At 43.2% G+C, this 16,653-nt stretch carries 15 protein-coding genes and 1 rRNA gene; 2 read left to right on the top strand and 14 right to left on the bottom strand.

Annotation, left to right across the window (positions count from 1 at the left end; translation table 11 throughout):
• The 4 genes from AC5FEC_RS03925 to AC5FEC_RS03940 all read right to left on the bottom strand — a co-directional run.
• Positions 1-204 (bottom strand): 16S ribosomal RNA (locus AC5FEC_RS03925); the annotation flags it as partial.
• A gap of 425 nt (positions 205-629) precedes the next feature.
• The gene (hpf, locus tag AC5FEC_RS03930) at positions 630-1,172 is read right to left on the bottom strand and encodes a ribosome hibernation-promoting factor, HPF/YfiA family (RefSeq protein ID WP_037617653.1); all 543 of its coding nucleotides are present in this window, start codon (positions 1,170-1,172) and stop codon (positions 630-632) included.
• A gap of 81 nt (positions 1,173-1,253) precedes the next feature.
• On the bottom strand, positions 1,254-1,919 hold the full coding sequence (locus AC5FEC_RS03935) for a ComF family protein (RefSeq protein ID WP_493661369.1): 666 nt from the start codon (positions 1,917-1,919) through the stop codon (positions 1,254-1,256).
• Positions 1,916-3,217 (bottom strand): ATP-dependent helicase ComFA, encoded by a 1,302-nt coding sequence (locus AC5FEC_RS03940; RefSeq protein ID WP_493661370.1) that lies wholly within the window; start codon positions 3,215-3,217, stop codon positions 1,916-1,918. Before AC5FEC_RS03940 ends, AC5FEC_RS03935 begins: the two co-directional genes overlap by 4 nt.
• A gap of 56 nt (positions 3,218-3,273) precedes the next feature.
• Here AC5FEC_RS03940 and AC5FEC_RS03945 point away from each other — a divergent pair, with 56 nt between their 5' ends.
• The gene (locus AC5FEC_RS03945; protein ID WP_493661371.1) at positions 3,274-3,909 is read left to right on the top strand and encodes a YigZ family protein; all 636 of its coding nucleotides are present in this window, start codon (positions 3,274-3,276) and stop codon (positions 3,907-3,909) included.
• 117 nt (positions 3,910-4,026) lie between these two features.
• Complete coding sequence (gene cysK / locus AC5FEC_RS03950; protein ID WP_493661372.1) at positions 4,027-4,956, top strand: cysteine synthase A; 930 nt, start codon at positions 4,027-4,029, stop codon at positions 4,954-4,956.
• Between the two features lie 51 nt (positions 4,957-5,007).
• On the opposite strand, the gene AC5FEC_RS03955 is transcribed toward cysK, so the two are convergent.
• From AC5FEC_RS03955 to AC5FEC_RS04000, 10 genes are all read right to left on the bottom strand, one after another.
• Positions 5,008-5,370: a S1 RNA-binding domain-containing protein gene (locus tag AC5FEC_RS03955; RefSeq protein WP_015605261.1), complete on the bottom strand. Its 363-nt coding sequence runs from the start codon at positions 5,368-5,370 to the stop codon at positions 5,008-5,010.
• On the bottom strand, positions 5,370-6,770 hold the full coding sequence (locus tag AC5FEC_RS03960) for a bifunctional Cof-type HAD-IIB family hydrolase/peptidylprolyl isomerase (protein WP_493661373.1): 1,401 nt from the start codon (positions 6,768-6,770) through the stop codon (positions 5,370-5,372). Before AC5FEC_RS03960 ends, AC5FEC_RS03955 begins: the two co-directional genes overlap by 1 nt.
• 37 nt (positions 6,771-6,807) lie before the next feature.
• A complete protein-coding gene (locus AC5FEC_RS03965) occupies positions 6,808-7,440 on the bottom strand; it encodes a response regulator transcription factor (RefSeq protein ID WP_493661374.1) in 633 nt (210 codons plus the stop codon).
• Positions 7,418-8,437 carry an envelope stress sensor histidine kinase LiaS gene (locus AC5FEC_RS03970; RefSeq protein WP_493661375.1) on the bottom strand — a complete coding sequence of 340 codons (1,020 nt, stop codon included), beginning with the start codon at positions 8,435-8,437 and terminating at the stop codon, positions 7,418-7,420. The genes AC5FEC_RS03965 and AC5FEC_RS03970 overlap by 23 nt, the downstream gene beginning before the upstream one ends.
• Positions 8,434-9,129 carry a cell wall-active antibiotics response protein LiaF gene (gene liaF, locus AC5FEC_RS03975; protein ID WP_148881019.1) on the bottom strand — a complete coding sequence of 232 codons (696 nt, stop codon included), beginning with the start codon at positions 9,127-9,129 and terminating at the stop codon, positions 8,434-8,436. Before liaF ends, AC5FEC_RS03970 begins: the two co-directional genes overlap by 4 nt.
• A 129-nt stretch (positions 9,130-9,258) precedes the next feature.
• Positions 9,259-11,115, bottom strand: coding sequence for a Stk1 family PASTA domain-containing Ser/Thr kinase (gene pknB, locus AC5FEC_RS03980; protein WP_493661376.1), 1,857 nt, complete (start codon positions 11,113-11,115; stop codon positions 9,259-9,261).
• Positions 11,112-11,852: a Stp1/IreP family PP2C-type Ser/Thr phosphatase gene (locus AC5FEC_RS03985; RefSeq protein ID WP_493661377.1), complete on the bottom strand. Its 741-nt coding sequence runs from the start codon at positions 11,850-11,852 to the stop codon at positions 11,112-11,114. The genes pknB and AC5FEC_RS03985 overlap by 4 nt, the downstream gene beginning before the upstream one ends.
• Positions 11,853-11,873: 21 nt before the next feature.
• A complete protein-coding gene (gene rsmB, locus AC5FEC_RS03990; RefSeq protein WP_493661378.1) occupies positions 11,874-13,187 on the bottom strand; it encodes a 16S rRNA (cytosine(967)-C(5))-methyltransferase RsmB in 1,314 nt (437 codons plus the stop codon).
• Complete coding sequence (fmt, locus tag AC5FEC_RS03995; protein WP_493661406.1) at positions 13,177-14,094, bottom strand: methionyl-tRNA formyltransferase; 918 nt, start codon at positions 14,092-14,094, stop codon at positions 13,177-13,179. Before fmt ends, rsmB begins: the two co-directional genes overlap by 11 nt.
• Positions 14,095-14,215: 121 nt before the next feature.
• Positions 14,216-16,621 carry a primosomal protein N' gene (locus tag AC5FEC_RS04000; protein WP_493661379.1) on the bottom strand — a complete coding sequence of 802 codons (2,406 nt, stop codon included), beginning with the start codon at positions 16,619-16,621 and terminating at the stop codon, positions 14,216-14,218.
• Positions 16,622-16,653: the final 32 nt, after the last annotated feature.

The raw sequence follows: 16,653 nt of genomic DNA on the forward strand, positions 1-16,653 counted from the left end.
ATGCAGTAAGATATCTTATGCGGTATTAGCTATCGTTTCCAATAGTTATCCCCCGCTAAAAGGTAGGTTACCTACGCGTTACTCACCCGTTCGCGACTCACAAAGTACGGTGTAGTAAACTACGGTGCACCTTGTGCGTTCCACTTGCATGTATTAGGCACGCCGCCAGCGTTCGTCCTGAGCCAGGATCAAACTCTCATTAAAAGTTTGAGTTCTCACTCATTTCTGTCACTGACAGATTTATTGTTTTTTCATTGTTCAGTACTACAACCTCAGTTGTAGTGCCCTGCACATTGGTTCGTCTTGTTCAGTTTTCAAAGGTCTTTGTCGCCCTCGCAAGCGACAACTATATCAGTATATCACCTCAACTAATTCTTGTCAATACTTTTTTCTCATTTTTTTTGCTTTTTTGTGATTTTTTTATTCCGCCTTAGAATATCGTTGTAAGGGCGTTAAAAACGTGGAAAACAACTTTCAAGAGACTACTAATCTAGTATTCTCTGTAAACGATTTTTTTTCTAACTATCAAACTCCAGCGATAGTTTCTTAATAAAAACCAGTATATTTATTTTCTATATTTTACAATTTATCAGATAAAAAGCCATCCAAATCGGACGGCCTTGTATGACTTATTTTACTTCTAATAAACCGATATCTCCATCTTCTCGACGATAGATAACATTCGTTGTATTGTCTTCCACGTCGGTATAAATGAAGAAATCATGCCCCAACAAATCCATTTGCAAGATAGCTTCTTCTACATCCATTGGTTTTAGATCAATATGTTTAGAGCGCACCACTTTTGAAGATGATTCATCAGCTTCTTCCACTAAAGCGTCCGTGAAAAGCTGACTAGTTGCAACTTTGTTACGATTTTTCTTTTCAATTTTTGTCTTATTCTTACGAATCTGACGTTCAATTTTATCAACAACTAAGTCAATAGAACCGTACATATCTTGTGAAACATCTTCTGCCCGAAGGGTAATGGAACCAAGAGGAATGGTTACTTCGACTTTTGCCGTTTTTTCGCGATAAACCTTCAGGTTGACACGTGCATCAAGTTCTTGCTCTGCTTGGAAATACTTCTCAATCTTCTCAAGTTTAGAAACTACGTAGTCACGGAGAGCATCAGTTACTTCTAGGTTTTCACCACGGATACTATATTTAAGCATATAAGTACCTTCTTTCTAAACATAAATGTTTTATTTACAATATCATTATAACGCTTTCATTCCTTTTTTGCAAATATTTTCTTATCTTGCGAGTGAAAATGTCAAAACTTCTTTCACACCTGCTTCCAGCAGTAATTCTCGAGCCAATTGTAAGGTTTTACCAGTCGTATAAATATCATCTATCAGCACAATCTTATCTGACAGAAGACTATCTTTTGCCAATCTAAAACATTGCTGACTTTTTAAACGTTCTTCACGATTTTTACTGGATTGAGCAAGCACATCCTGCTTTTCAAGCAAATGTTTATAAGGCAAACCAGCAGCTTGCAAGAAGCCTTCTACCTGATTAAAACCTCGACTTTGGTATTTTTCAGGACTGACTGGAATGGGAACCAGAGTATATTTTTTGAAGTTTCTGAGACCTTTTTTGACAACTTCTGCAAAAACGAATCTCAGGAGATAATCCCCTTGAAACTTGTATTTGCTGAAAAAGTCCTTCATCAAGTCATTATAAAGAAAGCAGGCCTGATGTTGAACCAAATAGCCTTGCGCTTCCCATGCCTGACAATCCGAGCAAACGTCCTCTCCTCCCTCCTTCCAGCAGCGTGGACAATGGATAGCAGAAATAGCTTCAAATCCTGCTCGACAATGGTTACAAATTGTATTCTGTTCTTTTTCTAATAATATCAAGGAAGAAAAGGTCCTATTTTCTTCGACTGCTTGGCTGCATAACAGGCAATTTCTCATAGGCCAGCCTCCTTGTTCATCAGTTTGATTTCACGAATCGCTTTTTCGATGGAACTGGTCATCCCATCGTGAAAGAAGAATAAATCTCCCGTTGGTCGCTCCATACTGCGTCCCACTCGACCAGAAATTTGAACGAGAGCGCTACGACTAAAGAGACGATGGTTGGCCTCCAGAACAAAGACATCTACACAGGGAAAGGTCACGCCACGCTCTAAGATGGTCGTTGTGACCAAAATGGTAATTTCTCGCTTCCGAAACTCTTCAACGATTTCTAAACGATTTTCAGTTGTTGAAGCCACAAAACCGACTCTTTCCGCTGGAAAGATTTCCTCCAAAACTTGCGCAAATTCCTGACCTCTTTTGATTTCTGAGGCAAAGATTAGCAAAGGAAAGCCTGTTTTTCTTTGTCTCTCGATATATTTTTCCAGTTTAGACGGTAAATTCTTTTTCGCTAGATACTTTTGAAAATCTGCCAGCCAAACTTTTTGGGGCACAATCAAAGGATTGCCATGGAAGCGGCGAGGAAGACTGAGTCGTTTTAATTCCCCTTTCTGGACTTTTTTATCCAGTTCATCCGTCGAAGTGGCAGTTAAGAAAATTGTCGTTCCCTCCTCCTTGACTGACTGCTCCACGGCATGGTAGAGCACAGGATTGTCTACATAAGGAAAAGCATCTACCTCGTCCACAATCAGCAAATCAAAGGCTCGATAAAATTTAAGAAGCTGATGAGTGGTGGCGATGACCAAAGGACTGCGAAAATAGGGCTCGGATTCGCCATGCAAAAGCGAAATCGGGCAGGCAAAATCTAGCTTAAGGCGACGAAAAAGCTCCAAACAGACATCAATCCGAGGGCTGGCTAGGCAAACCGCTCCCCCACGATCAATCACCTCTGCGATTACCTGATAAATCATCTCCGTTTTGCCCGCCCCAGTCACCGCATGGACAAGGCTATTCTGCTTTTGAGCAACTGACTCTAACAGTCCCTGAGAAACTTTCCTCTGAAACTCTGTCAATTGTCCTTGCCACTTGAGTACCTGATTTTCTGGAAAGTCTTCCTGTGGAAAATAATAGAGCTGCTGGTCACTCCGTACTCGCCCTAAAATTAGACATTCTCTGCAATAGTAGGCATTAACCGGTAACTTATGATGCTCTTTGTCCACTTGAGTGCCACAGCGGCCGCAAAACAACTTCCTCCTTTCCTCTCGCATACTGGGCATCTGCTGGGCTTGCAAGCGCAGCTCAGGGCTGAGCTGATCTTTTGTAAATATCCTACCTAGGCAATCTTTTCTTTCTAACATACTTTTTTATTCGTAAAATTTTTGGAAAAATCCAATTTTTTGTGTACAATAAAACTATGGAATATAGAACAATTAGCCAAGACGGCCAAGCCCAAGAAGAAATTAAGAAATCCCGCTTCATTTGCCATGCAAAGCGCGTTTACTCAGAAGAGGAAGCTAGAGATTTTATTGCTGCCATCAAAAAAGAGCACTATAAAGCCACTCATAATTGCTCTGCTTTTATTGTCGGAGAGAAAAGTGAAATCAAACGAACCAGTGACGACGGGGAGCCCAGCGGTACAGCGGGCGTTCCCATGCTCGGTGTCATGGAAAATCACCAGGTGACTAATGTCTGCTTTGTGGTCACGCGCTATTTTGGCGGGATCAAACTAGGAGCTGGCGGGCTCATTCGGGCTTATGCTGGCAGCGTCGCTTTGGCAATTAAAGAAATCGGTTTGATCGAAATCAAGGAACAAGCCGGCTTGCGCCTTAAAATGTCTTACAGCCAGTACCAAAACTTCGATAACTTTTTGAAAGCTGAAAATCTCATCGAATTCGACACAGAATTCACAGATCTAGTTGCCACAACCATCTATATCGACAAGCAGGAAAAAGAACCACTAGAACAGAAATTAGTCGAATTTTTCAACGGCAAAATCCAAATTGATGATCAGGGCTTGCGCAAGGTTGAAATTCCCTTAACAGTTGAATAATTTAAAAAGCTAGGCTTGGTGATAAAAAATTTTTATCATGGCCATAGCTTTTTTATATTTTACAAAGTGCCGCTTTCATCTTATACTAGTTTCATTAAAGTATTTGAGGTAGGAAGCATGGCAAACATTTATCAAAATATCACAGAATTGGTCGGACGGACACCAATTGTTAAACTAAATAATATCGTTCCTGAAGGAGCAGCTGAGGTTTATGTAAAGTTAGAAGCTTTCAACCCTGGCTCTTCTGTCAAAGACCGGATTGCTCTCAGCATGATTGAGGCAGCTGAACGCGATGGCCTTATTAATCCTAGCGATACTATCGTTGAAGCAACCAGCGGAAATACAGGCATTGGCCTTTCATGGGTTGGAGCAGCTAAAGGCTACAAGGTTGTCATTGTTATGCCAGAGACTATGAGTGTAGAGCGTCGCAAGATTATTCAAGCCTATGGGGCAGAGCTAGTTTTGACTCCAGGTAGCGAAGGAATGAAAGGAGCTATTGCCAAGGCAGAAGAAATCGCCCAAGAGCGCAAAGGCTGGTTGCCGCTACAATTTAACAACCCAGCCAATCCAGAAGTTCACGAACGAACAACAGGAGCAGAAATTGTCGCTGCTTTCGGTGAAACTGGACTGGATGCCTTTGTTGGTGGTGTCGGAACTGGTGGGACTATCTCTGGTGTCTCTCATGCTCTAAAAAAAGCGAATCCAAACATCCAAGTCTATGCGGTCGAAGCAGACGAATCTGCTATCCTTTCTGGAGAAAAACCAGGCCCCCACAAAATCCAAGGAATTTCAGCTGGATTCATTCCAGAGACCTTGGATACAGAAGCCTACAACGGTATTGTCCGCGTAACTTCTGATCAAGCACTGGAATTGGGACGCTATATTGGCGGTCAGGAAGGCTTCTTAGTGGGAATTTCATCTGCTGCAGCTATTTTTGCAGCCATTGAAGTCGCGAAAAAACTAGGAGCTGGTAAGAAAGTTCTTGCTCTGACACCTGATAATGGAGAACGCTACTTGTCTACTGCCCTCTATGAATTTGACGCCTAATCGTGAAAATAGTGTACCAAAAATCCTACCCAAATTGAGTAGGATTTTTTTCTAATCTTTTTGTTCTTTTAGAAAAGCCTTGGCTTCCTTAATCCAGATTGGCATTTGCTTTCCTAAGGGCGCAAAACCAATTTTACAACGATCATTTGAGAAGCGATGTCGTCTCGGTAAGCGATGCTTTTCTTCCTCTAAAGTCCGCATTGACAGGCTGGCCTTACCAGAAAACTCATCATAATCCACCACCTGCACGAGAACCTGATCCCCGATTTTTAAAATATCGTGAATATTATCAATATAGCCCGTCCGAATCTCAGAAATATGAATGAGGCCAATCAGACCGCTTTCTAGTTCAACAAAGGCACCGTAGGGCTGAATCCCTGTAATTTTGCCCTTTAACTTATCTCCGATTTTCATTAGTCTATAACCTCAATCGTCTCAATAACAACATCCTCAAGCGGTTTATCCATTGAAGCTATCTCAACTGCTGCGATTTTGTCCAAAACTTCATAAGAAGCCTCATCTACTAACTGCCCAAATACAGTATGCCTACGGTCCAAATGCGGTGTCCCGCCCTTACTAGCATAGATTTCAGCAATTGTCTCAGGCCATCCTCCCCGAGTCAATTCCTTGGTTGAATAAGGAAGACTGCTGTTTTGGACAATAAAGAACTGACTACCATTGGTATTTGGTCCAGCATTTGCCATTGATAGAGCGCCTCGGATATTATAAAGCTCCGGTGAAAACTCGTCTTCAAAGCGCTCACCGTAAATTGACTCGCCACCCATCCCAGTACCAGTCGGATCGCCACCCTGAATCATAAAATCTTTGATAACCCGGTGGAAAATCACTCCGTCATAATACCCATTCTTTGATAAAGCGATAAAGTTGGCAACTGTTTTGGGCGCTTGCTCTGGAAACAGTTTGATCTTCAAATCCCCATGATTAGTCTTGATTTTTGCAACCGATCCTTCAACCGCTTCAGGATTGACCTGTGGGAAATTCAACTCTTTTTCTACCATTCCTAACTCCTCCAAAGCATAAAAAATACCATCTTCTTCTACTGTTTTTGTGATGAAATCTGCCTTTTCCTGCAGCTTTTTGTGAGAAATCCCCATAGCAATGCTGATACCTGCATAGTCAAATAACTCTAAATCATTAAGCTCATCACCAAAAACCAAGACATTCTCAGGTTTTAAGCCTAGATGCTCCGCCACCTTAGCAACACCAGCTGCCTTTGAACCTTCTGTCGGAACAACATCCGATGAATGCTCATGCCAGCGAACCAAGCGCAGAGCTGAGGCTAGATCCTCTGGCAACTGCAAACTATCTCCTACATTTTCAAAGGTCCACATTTGATAGATTTCACGATCTTTGTAAAAATCGGGATTGACAGCCAGATCTGGATATATGATATCAATTGCTGACGAAATCATAGGATTGCGGACGGATAAAGCCGCTTCATGACTACTTACCAAACCGTAATCAATCCCCGCTTCCTTGGTCCATGCAATGTAGGATTCCACACACTCTTGTGGAATGACCGTTTTAGCAATGACTTCCCCTTTTCGATTTTCAACATAAGCACCATTCAAAGTGACAAAAAAATCAGGGTCCAAGGCACGAATTTCTGGAACGACTCCAAAAATACCACGACCAGAAGCAATTCCCGTCAGAATACCTTTTTCTCTCAGCTGCTTAAATACATCTTTGATTGACTCTGGAATGAAGCCCGTTTCCTTGACCCGCAAGGTATCATCGATATCAAAGAAAACAATCTTAATTTTTTTTGCCTTATATTTTAATTTTGCTTCCATATTTTCCTCTTTCAATTTAATCTTTTCTATTATATCATTAAAAATCGTCTTGCGGAACAAGGTGATGCTGAAAAGCGTAGACGACTGCCTGGGTTCGATCGTTCACTTCCAGCTTGGATAAAATATTGGACACATGCGTCTTGACTGTTTTCAAGGAAATAAAGAGCTCATCAGCAATCCGCTGATTTTCATAGCCCTTGGCTAAAAGCCCCAAAATATCCCGCTCCCGCGCTGTCAAATCCTCATAAAGCTCTATATGATTTCGATGGTATTCAACCTTCTTGCTGACTTCTGTTTCAATGGCAAATTCACCTTTTGCAACCTTTCTGACTGCGTGGAGGATTTCCTCAGCACTGGAGGTCTTCAGCATATAGCCACGAGCACCAGCATCCAACACTGGATAGATTTTTTCATTGTCCAGATAAGACGTCAAAATCAAAATCTTTGCCTCTGGCCATTCTTTCAAGATAGCCAAGGTGGCATCAATGCCACTCATCTCCGGCATGACAATATCCATTATAATTACATCGGGCCGGCTTGCCAAGGCTGCTTCGACTCCGTCTCTGCCATTAGTGGCTTCTGCTACTCCTTCAACATCTTCCTGTAATTCTAAAAAGCTTTTTAAACCCAATCTGACCATTTGATGGTCATCCACTAGTAATATTTTCATCTTTTTCCCCTTCTAATAACGGAACACAGATTTCGATAGAGAATCCTTTTTTCGGAGCTGTCAAAATTTTTAGACTGCCAGCCATATCATACACTCGATCCTCAATATTTTTCAAACCATAACTCAGTTCATCCAAAGTAGCTGGTTCAAAGCCGATTCCATCATCAGAAACCTTGAGTTTTAATTCATTTCGCGTCTGATAAAGATAGATGTCCAAACGATTAGCTTGAGCATGACGCAAGGTATTGTTGATCATTTCCTGGATAATCCTGAAAATATGTTCCTCAATCTGCTTGGGGAGACTGGCAACCTCATGTTTAAACTGGACAGTCAGGTCCGACTTATCTCTTAATTCCTTAATTAAAACATCCATGCCCTCTACTAAAGTTCGATTTTCCAACTCTGTCGGCCGTAAATGCAAGAGTAAAATCCGCAAATCTTTTTGTGCTGTATCCAGAATGTCAGCAATTCCCTTTAGCTGCTCTTGGAGATTTTCTTTTTCAAGCCTCTCCACATTTCCAGCGACACCTGAAAGAATCATATTGGCTGCAAACAGCTCCTGACTAACCGTGTCATGTAAATCACGCGCAATCCGCCTGCGCTCCTTCTCAACAATCTTCTCCTCCACCTGCAAAGACTGATTCTCAGACTTCTGCAAATTTTCGGTTAGAATATGCACTTTTTCTTCCAATTGAAGTAAAGAATAGTCCAGCTCTGCCTGACCGGTCGCTTCTAAAGCTTTGCCCTCTAAAATGCATTTTACATTTTTTTTAACCTGAGAAACGGATAGAAACTGAAGAAACTTTGCTGCAGCAATCAATAAAACAGTCAGAGATAGACCTAGAACTACAACAAAAAACATAAAAGACTGCAGAAGTTCTAGATTGTTTAGGAGCTTTTGCCATTCAAAATTAAAAATATTAAAAATGTAATGAAAGATGATCCCTAGAACAAAGAAGGTATAGAGAAAAATGACCAAGTAACTTGTTTTTTTCACTTTCTGACAACCTCCACATTCCCTAAAAAGCTGACCAACACAATTTTTACAGTTTTACTCGCTCGCTTATAATCTGGCGTTGTCAGGGAAATCGTTTCATTGCGCAACTTGCGAGATGGATGATTCAGAAAGTTTAAATCCCCGTACAATGTATTCATTTGAAGCTGGATTTCCACATCAAGCGGCACAATGATTCGGGTATCCCCAAAGGCCTTACGAATAATCACCACATTATCATGATTAGCTAAAATAACATCTTCTAAATGGACAGTATCTTTTCCAATCAACCGCAAAAGATTAATATCATGAAACTGACAATTATCTTTTGAAAAATGTTGCAAATCTCCCAGCCAACGATTTTTATCCCTTTGAATTTCGACATCTTCTTCAAAAACTAGATAACTTTCCTGATTTTCCTTGTAAATATATGGGTAAGCTACCATCAAACCATAAATAACTGCAAACAAAAGGGCTGCAATCACATAAGGATTGAGCATAATAATGAAAAACAGCATAATCATTGATGCCACTAATAAAAAATTCCCTTTTTGTTTACCAAAATAATAATATAAAAGCAGGAGAAAAAGGACCATAATGATAACAACACGCGAAAAATCTGCTGCCAACATGGTGATAAGGGCCATAGACAATAAGATTGTTTCAACAAAGATGAATAATTGAACTTTCCACATAGCCTTTTCCTTTCTGTACCTCTCTATTCTAACAAAAATAAAAAGAAAAACCTCCGTCTGAGGCACGAAATAAAAAAATAAATCACTTATGCCCAAAGAAAAATGATCATAAGTGATGTATGAAAACTATTAACGACTAGAGCTGCTGCTCGACGATGAAGTAGAGCTGGATTGTGCATCATCATCTGATTGACTATGAGAACTAGATGACGATTCTGATGAACTCGTTGAAGAGCTTGCAGTAGTACCATCTGTCACATAGAGAGTGATTTTTGTTGATTTTAGACTAACACTTTGTCCGGCTGCTGGTGTCTGCGAGGTCACTAAATCGGCTTGACTAGAAGCCACCGAGCGATCAATAACCCGCTCAATATTCGAAGACGGAATTCCCATCTCGATTAAGTAAGAACGAGCATTGGCATAAGTGTACTGAAGACTGCCAAAATTTGGCATTTCTACAGTGCTAGTCTCTTTTGCAACTCTCAGGGTAATTTGAGTATTTGAAGATAAATCGTACGTTGCCCCAGCTGCTGGTGTCTGACTGATAACAACTCCTGGATCATAATCTTCTGATTCCACTTCTTCAATTTTTATTAATTTTTCGGAAACCTTTTTATTCTTCAAATCTTCAACTGCTGCTGAATATTTTTGACCTGTATAATCCGCCATGATAAGGTTCTTGGGGCCTTTAGAAATAATGAGGTTTATTTTGCTACCTTCCCGCCGCTGACTTCCTGCCTGAGGATCCGTCTTAATGACATGACCGGAAGCAACCGAATCACTGTTTTCTTCTTTTTCTTCTCCGACTACTAAATCTTTAGCTTCAATAGTCGCCCGAGCTTCTGCCACAGTTTGACCTGCCACATCTGGAACGGTGGTATTCGAAGGACTGTTATAAATCAGAACTGCAAATGCAGCTAAAACCAAGAAAACCGCCAAGAGCAGGACTTTATATCGGGTTCTTAAATGGTGTTTCTGTGCTTTCTTTTTTACAGGAGCTGGAGTTTCATCAGGTTTCCTCACTTCTGTTGGCTCAGTCTTTGGAATGGAGGTTTTTGTCGGTGAAACAGTCGGCTGAGGAATTGGCGAAATTTTTGGTAAGGTCTTAGTATCTGCTTTAGCAACATCATCAAAAACAAGTTTTTTTTCATTCCGTCGCTCATAAGACAAACTGCTCGACAAATCAACATACATTTCAGCAACAGACTGATAACGATCCGTTAATTTTTTAGCTGTTGCCTTGATAACCACATTTTCCAAGGCTTGAGGAACATTGGGATTTTCCGCAATGATCGACGGCAATGGCTTTTGAAAATGCTGGAGAGCAATCGTTACAGCGCTATCTCCATCGTAAGGGATATGCCCTGTAAGCATCTCATAGAAAATAATCCCCATTGCATAGATATCGCTTTGAATTGTTGCCTTTGAACCACGAGCCTGTTCTGGCGAAAGATAGTGGACCGAGCCCAGCATAGAGTTAGTCTGGGTCAGACTTGTCTCAGCAAAGGCCACAGCAATCCCAAAGTCTGTCACCTTGGCATTGCCATCTGGGGTTAAGAGCACATTTTGTGGTTTCAGGTCACGGTGAACAATCCCCCGCGTATGCGCCAAGCGCATAGCCAAAAGGATTTGTCCCATGATTCTAACCGCTTCTTCGTTTGAAATCGGAGATTTTTCTTTGATATAGCGCTTGAGGTCAAGTCCTGCTACATATTCCATGGCCAGATACTGCTGACCGTCTTCTTCTCCGATATCGGAAATCCGGACAATGTGAGGATGATCTAAATCAGCCATCGCCTTGGCTTCCCGCTGGAAGCGCGCTACGGCAATAGGATCTGTCTGGTAGTTGGTCCTGAGAACCTTTACTGCAACTTCCTCACCATCCAAAATCAAATCCTTGGCCAGATAGACATCTGCCATGCCTCCTCGACCAATTTGCTTGATGATTTTATATCGCCCGGCAAAAATCTTGCCGATTTGAATCATGCCTCATCCTCCTTGTCAAAACGAACCAGAGCGACTGTGATATTATCCAATCCTCCAGCATTGTTGGCAAAGCGAATCAACGTTTGAGTTTTCTCAGACAGACTGATGTCACTGGTCACGATGTCATAGATCTCACTTCCTGAAATCATGTTTGTCAGCCCATCACTGTTTAGCAGTATATAATCACCATCTTTCAAGGTTACCATACCATAATCGGGCTGCACCTCATCTTTTTGACCAATTGACTGGGTGATAATATTCTTCTGCGGGTGGCGTTCTGCTTCTTCTTGTGTAATCTGTCCGGCTTTTAGAAGAGCATTAACAAGGGAATGGTCGCTAGTTAACTGGCTGTATTCCTCACCACGAATCAGGCTAATCCGTGAATCACCAATGTGGGCATAAATAGCTTGATTACCAATGATAGCTAAGGCTTCCAGAGTTGTCCCCATGCCCTTATACTCTTCATCCTGACCAAATTGGTGAATGCGCCGATTTTCTTCTTCCAAGTGCTCTGCAAACCATTCACGGACTTGGTTCACCGAGTCAATCTGAGTATTCACCCATGCGGCACCCAAGTCTGTTACTGCCATTTCACTGGCAATATTACCAGCTCTGTGCCCCCCCATACCATCGGCCAAGATGATCATGGTCTTGCCAGCACGATTTACAAAATAATTGGCATAGTCCTGATTATTTGTTCGCTTTTGACCAACATCTGTTAATACTGAAATTTCCATACTGTCAGTTTCCTCCTCCAGTTAAGATATCTTCCTAAATTGACTGATAAAAAATCCATCACTGCCATATAATTCTGGTGTAATCAAGATACAGCCGTCTTTTACGATATCTTCTCTTTCATGTTCTAGTCTAACTTGCTCAAAGTTTGGATGTCTTTCTAAAAATTGCTTGACTACTTCAAAATTCTCTGCAGACACAATCGTGCAAGTGCTATAAGTTATTATACCACCTTTACATAGACTTTGACAAACACTGTCTAATATATCCAGCTGAATTTTTTGCAGGCTCTGAAAATCTGCATTTTCTTTATTGTACTTAATATCTGGTTTACGACGAATCAAGCCGATTCCAGAGCAGGGAGCGTCCACCAAAATCTTGTCAAAAGCGTCTGGACCAAAAGTCTCAAACACCTTGGTCGCATCCAGCTTTTGAGTTGTGATTTTATCTGCTAAGCCTAGACGATCCGCATTTTGACGAATCAAGTCCAGCTTATGGTCGTAAAGATCCAAGGCTGTAATCTGACCAGTCGTCAGATAGGAAGCCATGTGCACAGCTTTGCCACCCGGCGCACTGCAGGCATCCAAAATCTGCTCATATCCTTCAATCTGCAAGGTCGGAGCAACCAGCTGGCTTGACTCGTCTTGAATAGTAATCAGGCCTTTTTCAAAGAACTCATGACCAGCAAAATGGCCTTGTTTCTTGACCAAGGCTGAAGAAGCCAAGAGCGAATCGTCCGCACCCAAAACTGCTTTAATTTCTTCCTTTCGAGCCAAATCCGTCACTCGAATGCTGGCCTTGTTGCGTTCAAAGAGGCTTTCAAAAATAGCTTCCGCACGTTCTTCCCCGTATTCGTCAATCAAAACCTTGACTAGCCAGACCGGCAGAGAATACTGGACTGAGTAGCGCTTGTTCTTGCGGTTGATAGTGGCCGGATCAGCTGCACCTTCCCGCTCGATCTTCCGCAGGATGGCATTGACGTATTTTTCACTGCCACGCTTGCGGCCTTTTGCAATCTCAACAGCTTCATTGACAACAGCATGCTGGGGGATTTTATCCAGATAGAGCATCTGATAAAGGCTGAGCTGAAGCAAGATGTACAGCCAAGCATCCAGCTTGTCTCTGTCCTCCACCCAATGAGCCAGCTGCCATTCCAGAGAGATTTTGCGAGCGACCGTTCCATAGACCAGCTCCGTAACCAAGCTTCTATCAGCTGAACTGAAAGCACTCTGTTTCAGAGCCTTGTTGAGGGCAATATTGGAATAAGCGCCCTCTTCAAAGACTTCTTCCAGAATTTCCAGAGCAAGCTCACGGGCTCTTTTTTGTTTACTTTCCAAATTCATCACCTACTGCTAAGCTGCGACCCAGACCGTTGAGAAAGTCCTTGATGCCCATCTTGGGCTTGCCGAATGGCTGCACCGTCTTTAGAGAAAGGGCTCCCTGACCCGCTGCGACGACTAATTCTTTTTTGCTGATCGTCAGGATTTCACCCGGACGACCACTGCCTTCCGCTTGGCTAACTTCGTAAATCTTGAAGCGCTGACCAGCTAGCAGGGTATGGGCCACCGGCCAAGGATTCATGCCCCGAACCTGATTGAAAATCTGGCGACTGGTCTTTGTCCAATCAATCCGCTCTTGATCTGGGCTGATATTTGGTGAAAAAGTCACCAGATCTGGATCCTGAGGCTGGGCTTGAATCTCTCCCGCTACATAGGCTGGCAAGACTTCTAAAAGAAGATCGCGGCCAATCACAGCTAGTTTTTCAAAGAGAGTTCCGACATTATCAGACTCTTCAATGGCTATCGCTCGACTGGCAATCATATCACCAGCATCCATCTCTTTGACCATCTCCATAATAGTCACACCAGCTTCTTCATCGCCATTTATCAAAGCATAATGAATGGGCGCTCCGCCACGGTATTTGGGCAAGAGAGAGGCATGGACATTCACTGCGAAGTTAACGCTATCCAGCAAACGGCTAGGCAGAAATTGTCCAAAGGCTGCTGTCACGATGCCGTCAGCTCCCAAGTTCATAATCTCTTCCAAGTCCGCGCTTTTAGCCAACTTTTCTGGTTGGTAAACCAGCAAGCCGTTAGCTAAAGCCACTTCCTTGACCGGTGTCATACGGATTTCCTTTTTGCGGCCCACCGCTCGATCTGGCTGAGTGACCACCGCTAAAATGTCATATTGTTCGCTTTCCAGTAGGCCTTTTAAGACAGTTGCTGAAAAGTCAGGTGTCCCCATAAAGATTAATTTCACTGTCGTTTCCTCAAATCTGTCGCAGACTACTGTCGCCTACGACTGTTTTTCTTTCTATTATACCAAAAAAGCGAGCAAAGCTGATAGCTCTCGCTCACTTTTGTCATCAGATAAAATTCTGGGGTTCATTATCAATACTGAGGCGCAGGTCCTTATTTTCCGCTTGCTGCGTTAACTCCAATACCTGATTAAGCGTGACTTGCAGGTCATCCTCAAACCGATACTTAAGTAAAATCTGATAGTGATAGAGATTGTGGGTGCGGGCAATGGGCTTGGGTGTGGGACCCAAAATTTGCACCTTGTCCGACAGGCCATTCCGTAAAATATCCATAACCTGATAAGATTTCTTGACCACCATTTCCTCATCCTTGTGGGATAGGGTCAGCCCTACTGTATAGTAATAAGGCGGATAGCTCAACTGCCGACGAATCCCCATTTCATAAGCGTAGAAACCTTCGTAGTCCTGCTTTCTGGCAAAGTCAATGGCATAGTGATGAGGATTGTAAGACTGGATAAAGACTTGTCCTGCTTTTTCAGCCCGACCAGCTCGGCCAGCCACCTGAGTCAATAGCTGGAAGGTCCGTTCCGAAGAGCGAAAATCTGGCAGATTCAGAGCTGTATCCGCATTGAGGACACCGACCAAGGTCACATTAGGAAAATCCAGTCCCTTGGCAATCATCTGAGTTCCCAGCAGAATATCTGCCTGCCCCTGACCAAAGGCCTCTAGGATTTCTTCATGACTCCCCTTTTTACGGGTCGTATCCACATCCATCCGCAGAATGTGAGCATCTGGAAAGAGAGTCGTCAGCTCATCATAGGCCTTCTGCGTCCCCGTACCATAATAGCGAATGCTGCGACTGGCACAATTAGGACAGGCTTGTGGAATGTCCTTGGTAAAGCCACAGTAATGGCAGTTCATGGTCTTGGTATCCATATGCAGGGTCAGGGAAATATCACAGTTGGGACAGGTGTCCACCGTGCCGCATTCTCGACACATGACAAAGCTGGAATAGCCTCGCCTGTTGAGCATAAGAACCGTCTGCTCACCTTTCTCCAGACGATCCTGAATAGCTTCTAAGAGAACAGGAGTAAAATTACTAGCTTCATTTTGCCCAATGTAATCTCGAAAATCCACCACTTGAACCTGAGGAATCTGCGCCAGTGGATTAGCCCGCTTAGTCAGCTGCAAAAAGTCATAGACGCCACGACTAGCTCTGGCCCTGCTTTCCAAACTCGGAGTCGCCGAACCCAACACCAAGACAGATTGATTGTACTGAGCTCGCAGGAGAGCCACTTCTCTGGCATGGTAGCGAGGATTGGAATCCTGCTTGTAGGAGGACTCATGTTCCTCGTCAATGATGATGGCTCCGATATTTGTCAGCGGAGCAAAGATGGCCGAACGCGCACCTACAACTACCTGAGCCTCTCCCCGCTCCACCTTGCGCCACTCGTCGTACTTCTCACCATCAGATAGACCTGAATGCAAAATAGCCACCTTGTCGCCAAAGCGCGAGATAAAACGGTCAGTCACCTGAGGAGTCAGGGAAATTTCCGGAACCAACATAATTGCCGTCTTGCCCTGAACCAGAGCTTCCTCAATCACCTTGAGATAAACCTCGGTCTTGCCACTCCCCGTCACTCCTTCTAGCAAAACGGGTTGAGCGTTTTCTTGACCGATTTTTTCACAAATCGCAGCGACCACGACTGCTTGCTCCTCATTTAGAACCAGCTTTTTATCCTGTCGCTCCTTTTGGAAATGCGCAGCAGACCGGCTAACCTCTTTCTTCTCTGTATGGAGAAGCTCCTTTTCTAAGAAAATTTTAACTGCTGTAGGCGAAAAGAGCTTGCGTAAGTCTTTGAGGCGACCTGATTGTGGATTTTCCAGCAGATAAGTCTGAAGTTCCTGCTGCTTTTTCGCTCGGGTGGAAGGCAGAAACTGAGCCAATTTCTCTCTGTCCACTTGATACCAAGTTTCTGTCTTAATATGCTTACGGTCAGTCGCTTGGTATTCCAAGCGAATCTTACCAGCCTGGGTCAACCGCATGAGCTTAGACTGACTTTTCTTATCCAAATCAGAAAAACGAAGACTAGCTGTTTGACCGAAAATAGACTGCCGCTCCTCAACTGAAAGCTGCTCCGTTGGATAAAGTAACTTGTCATAGCTGGAATTAAGAAGACTTGGTAACATGGCCTTCAGGATGGAAATTTTATAGGAAAAGACAGACTGGCGCAACTGCTCAGCTAGCCAGAGCTGCTCCGCATTGAGAACCGGTCTAAAGTCCAGAACTTCTGCAATATCTTTCAATTCTCCAACATGTCCTGCCAGATCTTCAGCTTCCTCATCCGCCAAGCCAACAATCAGCCCTTGAATCAAACGCCCGCCCTTACCAAAAGGCACATGCACCCGCATCCCAGCTTGCAGCATTCCAGAAAACTCCTCTGGAACCGCATAGCTGTATGGTTTGTCCGTCTGCATCAGAGGAACATCGACAATAATCTTGGCAATTTTCACACTCTCACCTCGCTTTCCCTAAACGCCATATT

This window comes from Streptococcus sp. STC1396, from assembly GCF_058933875.1.

Coding starts and splice junctions, on each gene's coding strand:
- AC5FEC_RS03965 (WP_493661374.1), bottom strand. CDS start 7,440: ATGAAAATATTACTAGTGGATGACCATCAAATGGTCAGATTGGGTTTA.
- AC5FEC_RS03940 (WP_493661370.1), bottom strand. CDS start 3,217: ATGTTAGAAAGAAAAGATTGCCTAGGTAGGATATTTACAAAAGATCAG.
- liaF (WP_148881019.1), bottom strand. CDS start 9,129: ATGTGGAAAGTTCAATTATTCATCTTTGTTGAAACAATCTTATTGTCT.
- fmt (WP_493661406.1), bottom strand. CDS start 14,094: ATGGGGACACCTGACTTTTCAGCAACTGTCTTAAAAGGCCTACTGGAA.
- cysK (WP_493661372.1), top strand. CDS start 4,027: ATGGCAAACATTTATCAAAATATCACAGAATTGGTCGGACGGACACCA.
- pknB (WP_493661376.1), bottom strand. CDS start 11,115: ATGATTCAAATCGGCAAGATTTTTGCCGGGCGATATAAAATCATCAAG.
- AC5FEC_RS03960 (WP_493661373.1), bottom strand. CDS start 6,770: ATGGAAGCAAAATTAAAATATAAGGCAAAAAAAATTAAGATTGTTTTC.
- AC5FEC_RS03955 (WP_015605261.1), bottom strand. CDS start 5,370: ATGAAAATCGGAGATAAGTTAAAGGGCAAAATTACAGGGATTCAGCCC.
- hpf (WP_037617653.1), bottom strand. CDS start 1,172: ATGCTTAAATATAGTATCCGTGGTGAAAACCTAGAAGTAACTGATGCT.
- AC5FEC_RS03935 (WP_493661369.1), bottom strand. CDS start 1,919: ATGAGAAATTGCCTGTTATGCAGCCAAGCAGTCGAAGAAAATAGGACC.
- AC5FEC_RS03985 (WP_493661377.1), bottom strand. CDS start 11,852: ATGGAAATTTCAGTATTAACAGATGTTGGTCAAAAGCGAACAAATAAT.
- AC5FEC_RS03945 (WP_493661371.1), top strand. CDS start 3,274: ATGGAATATAGAACAATTAGCCAAGACGGCCAAGCCCAAGAAGAAATT.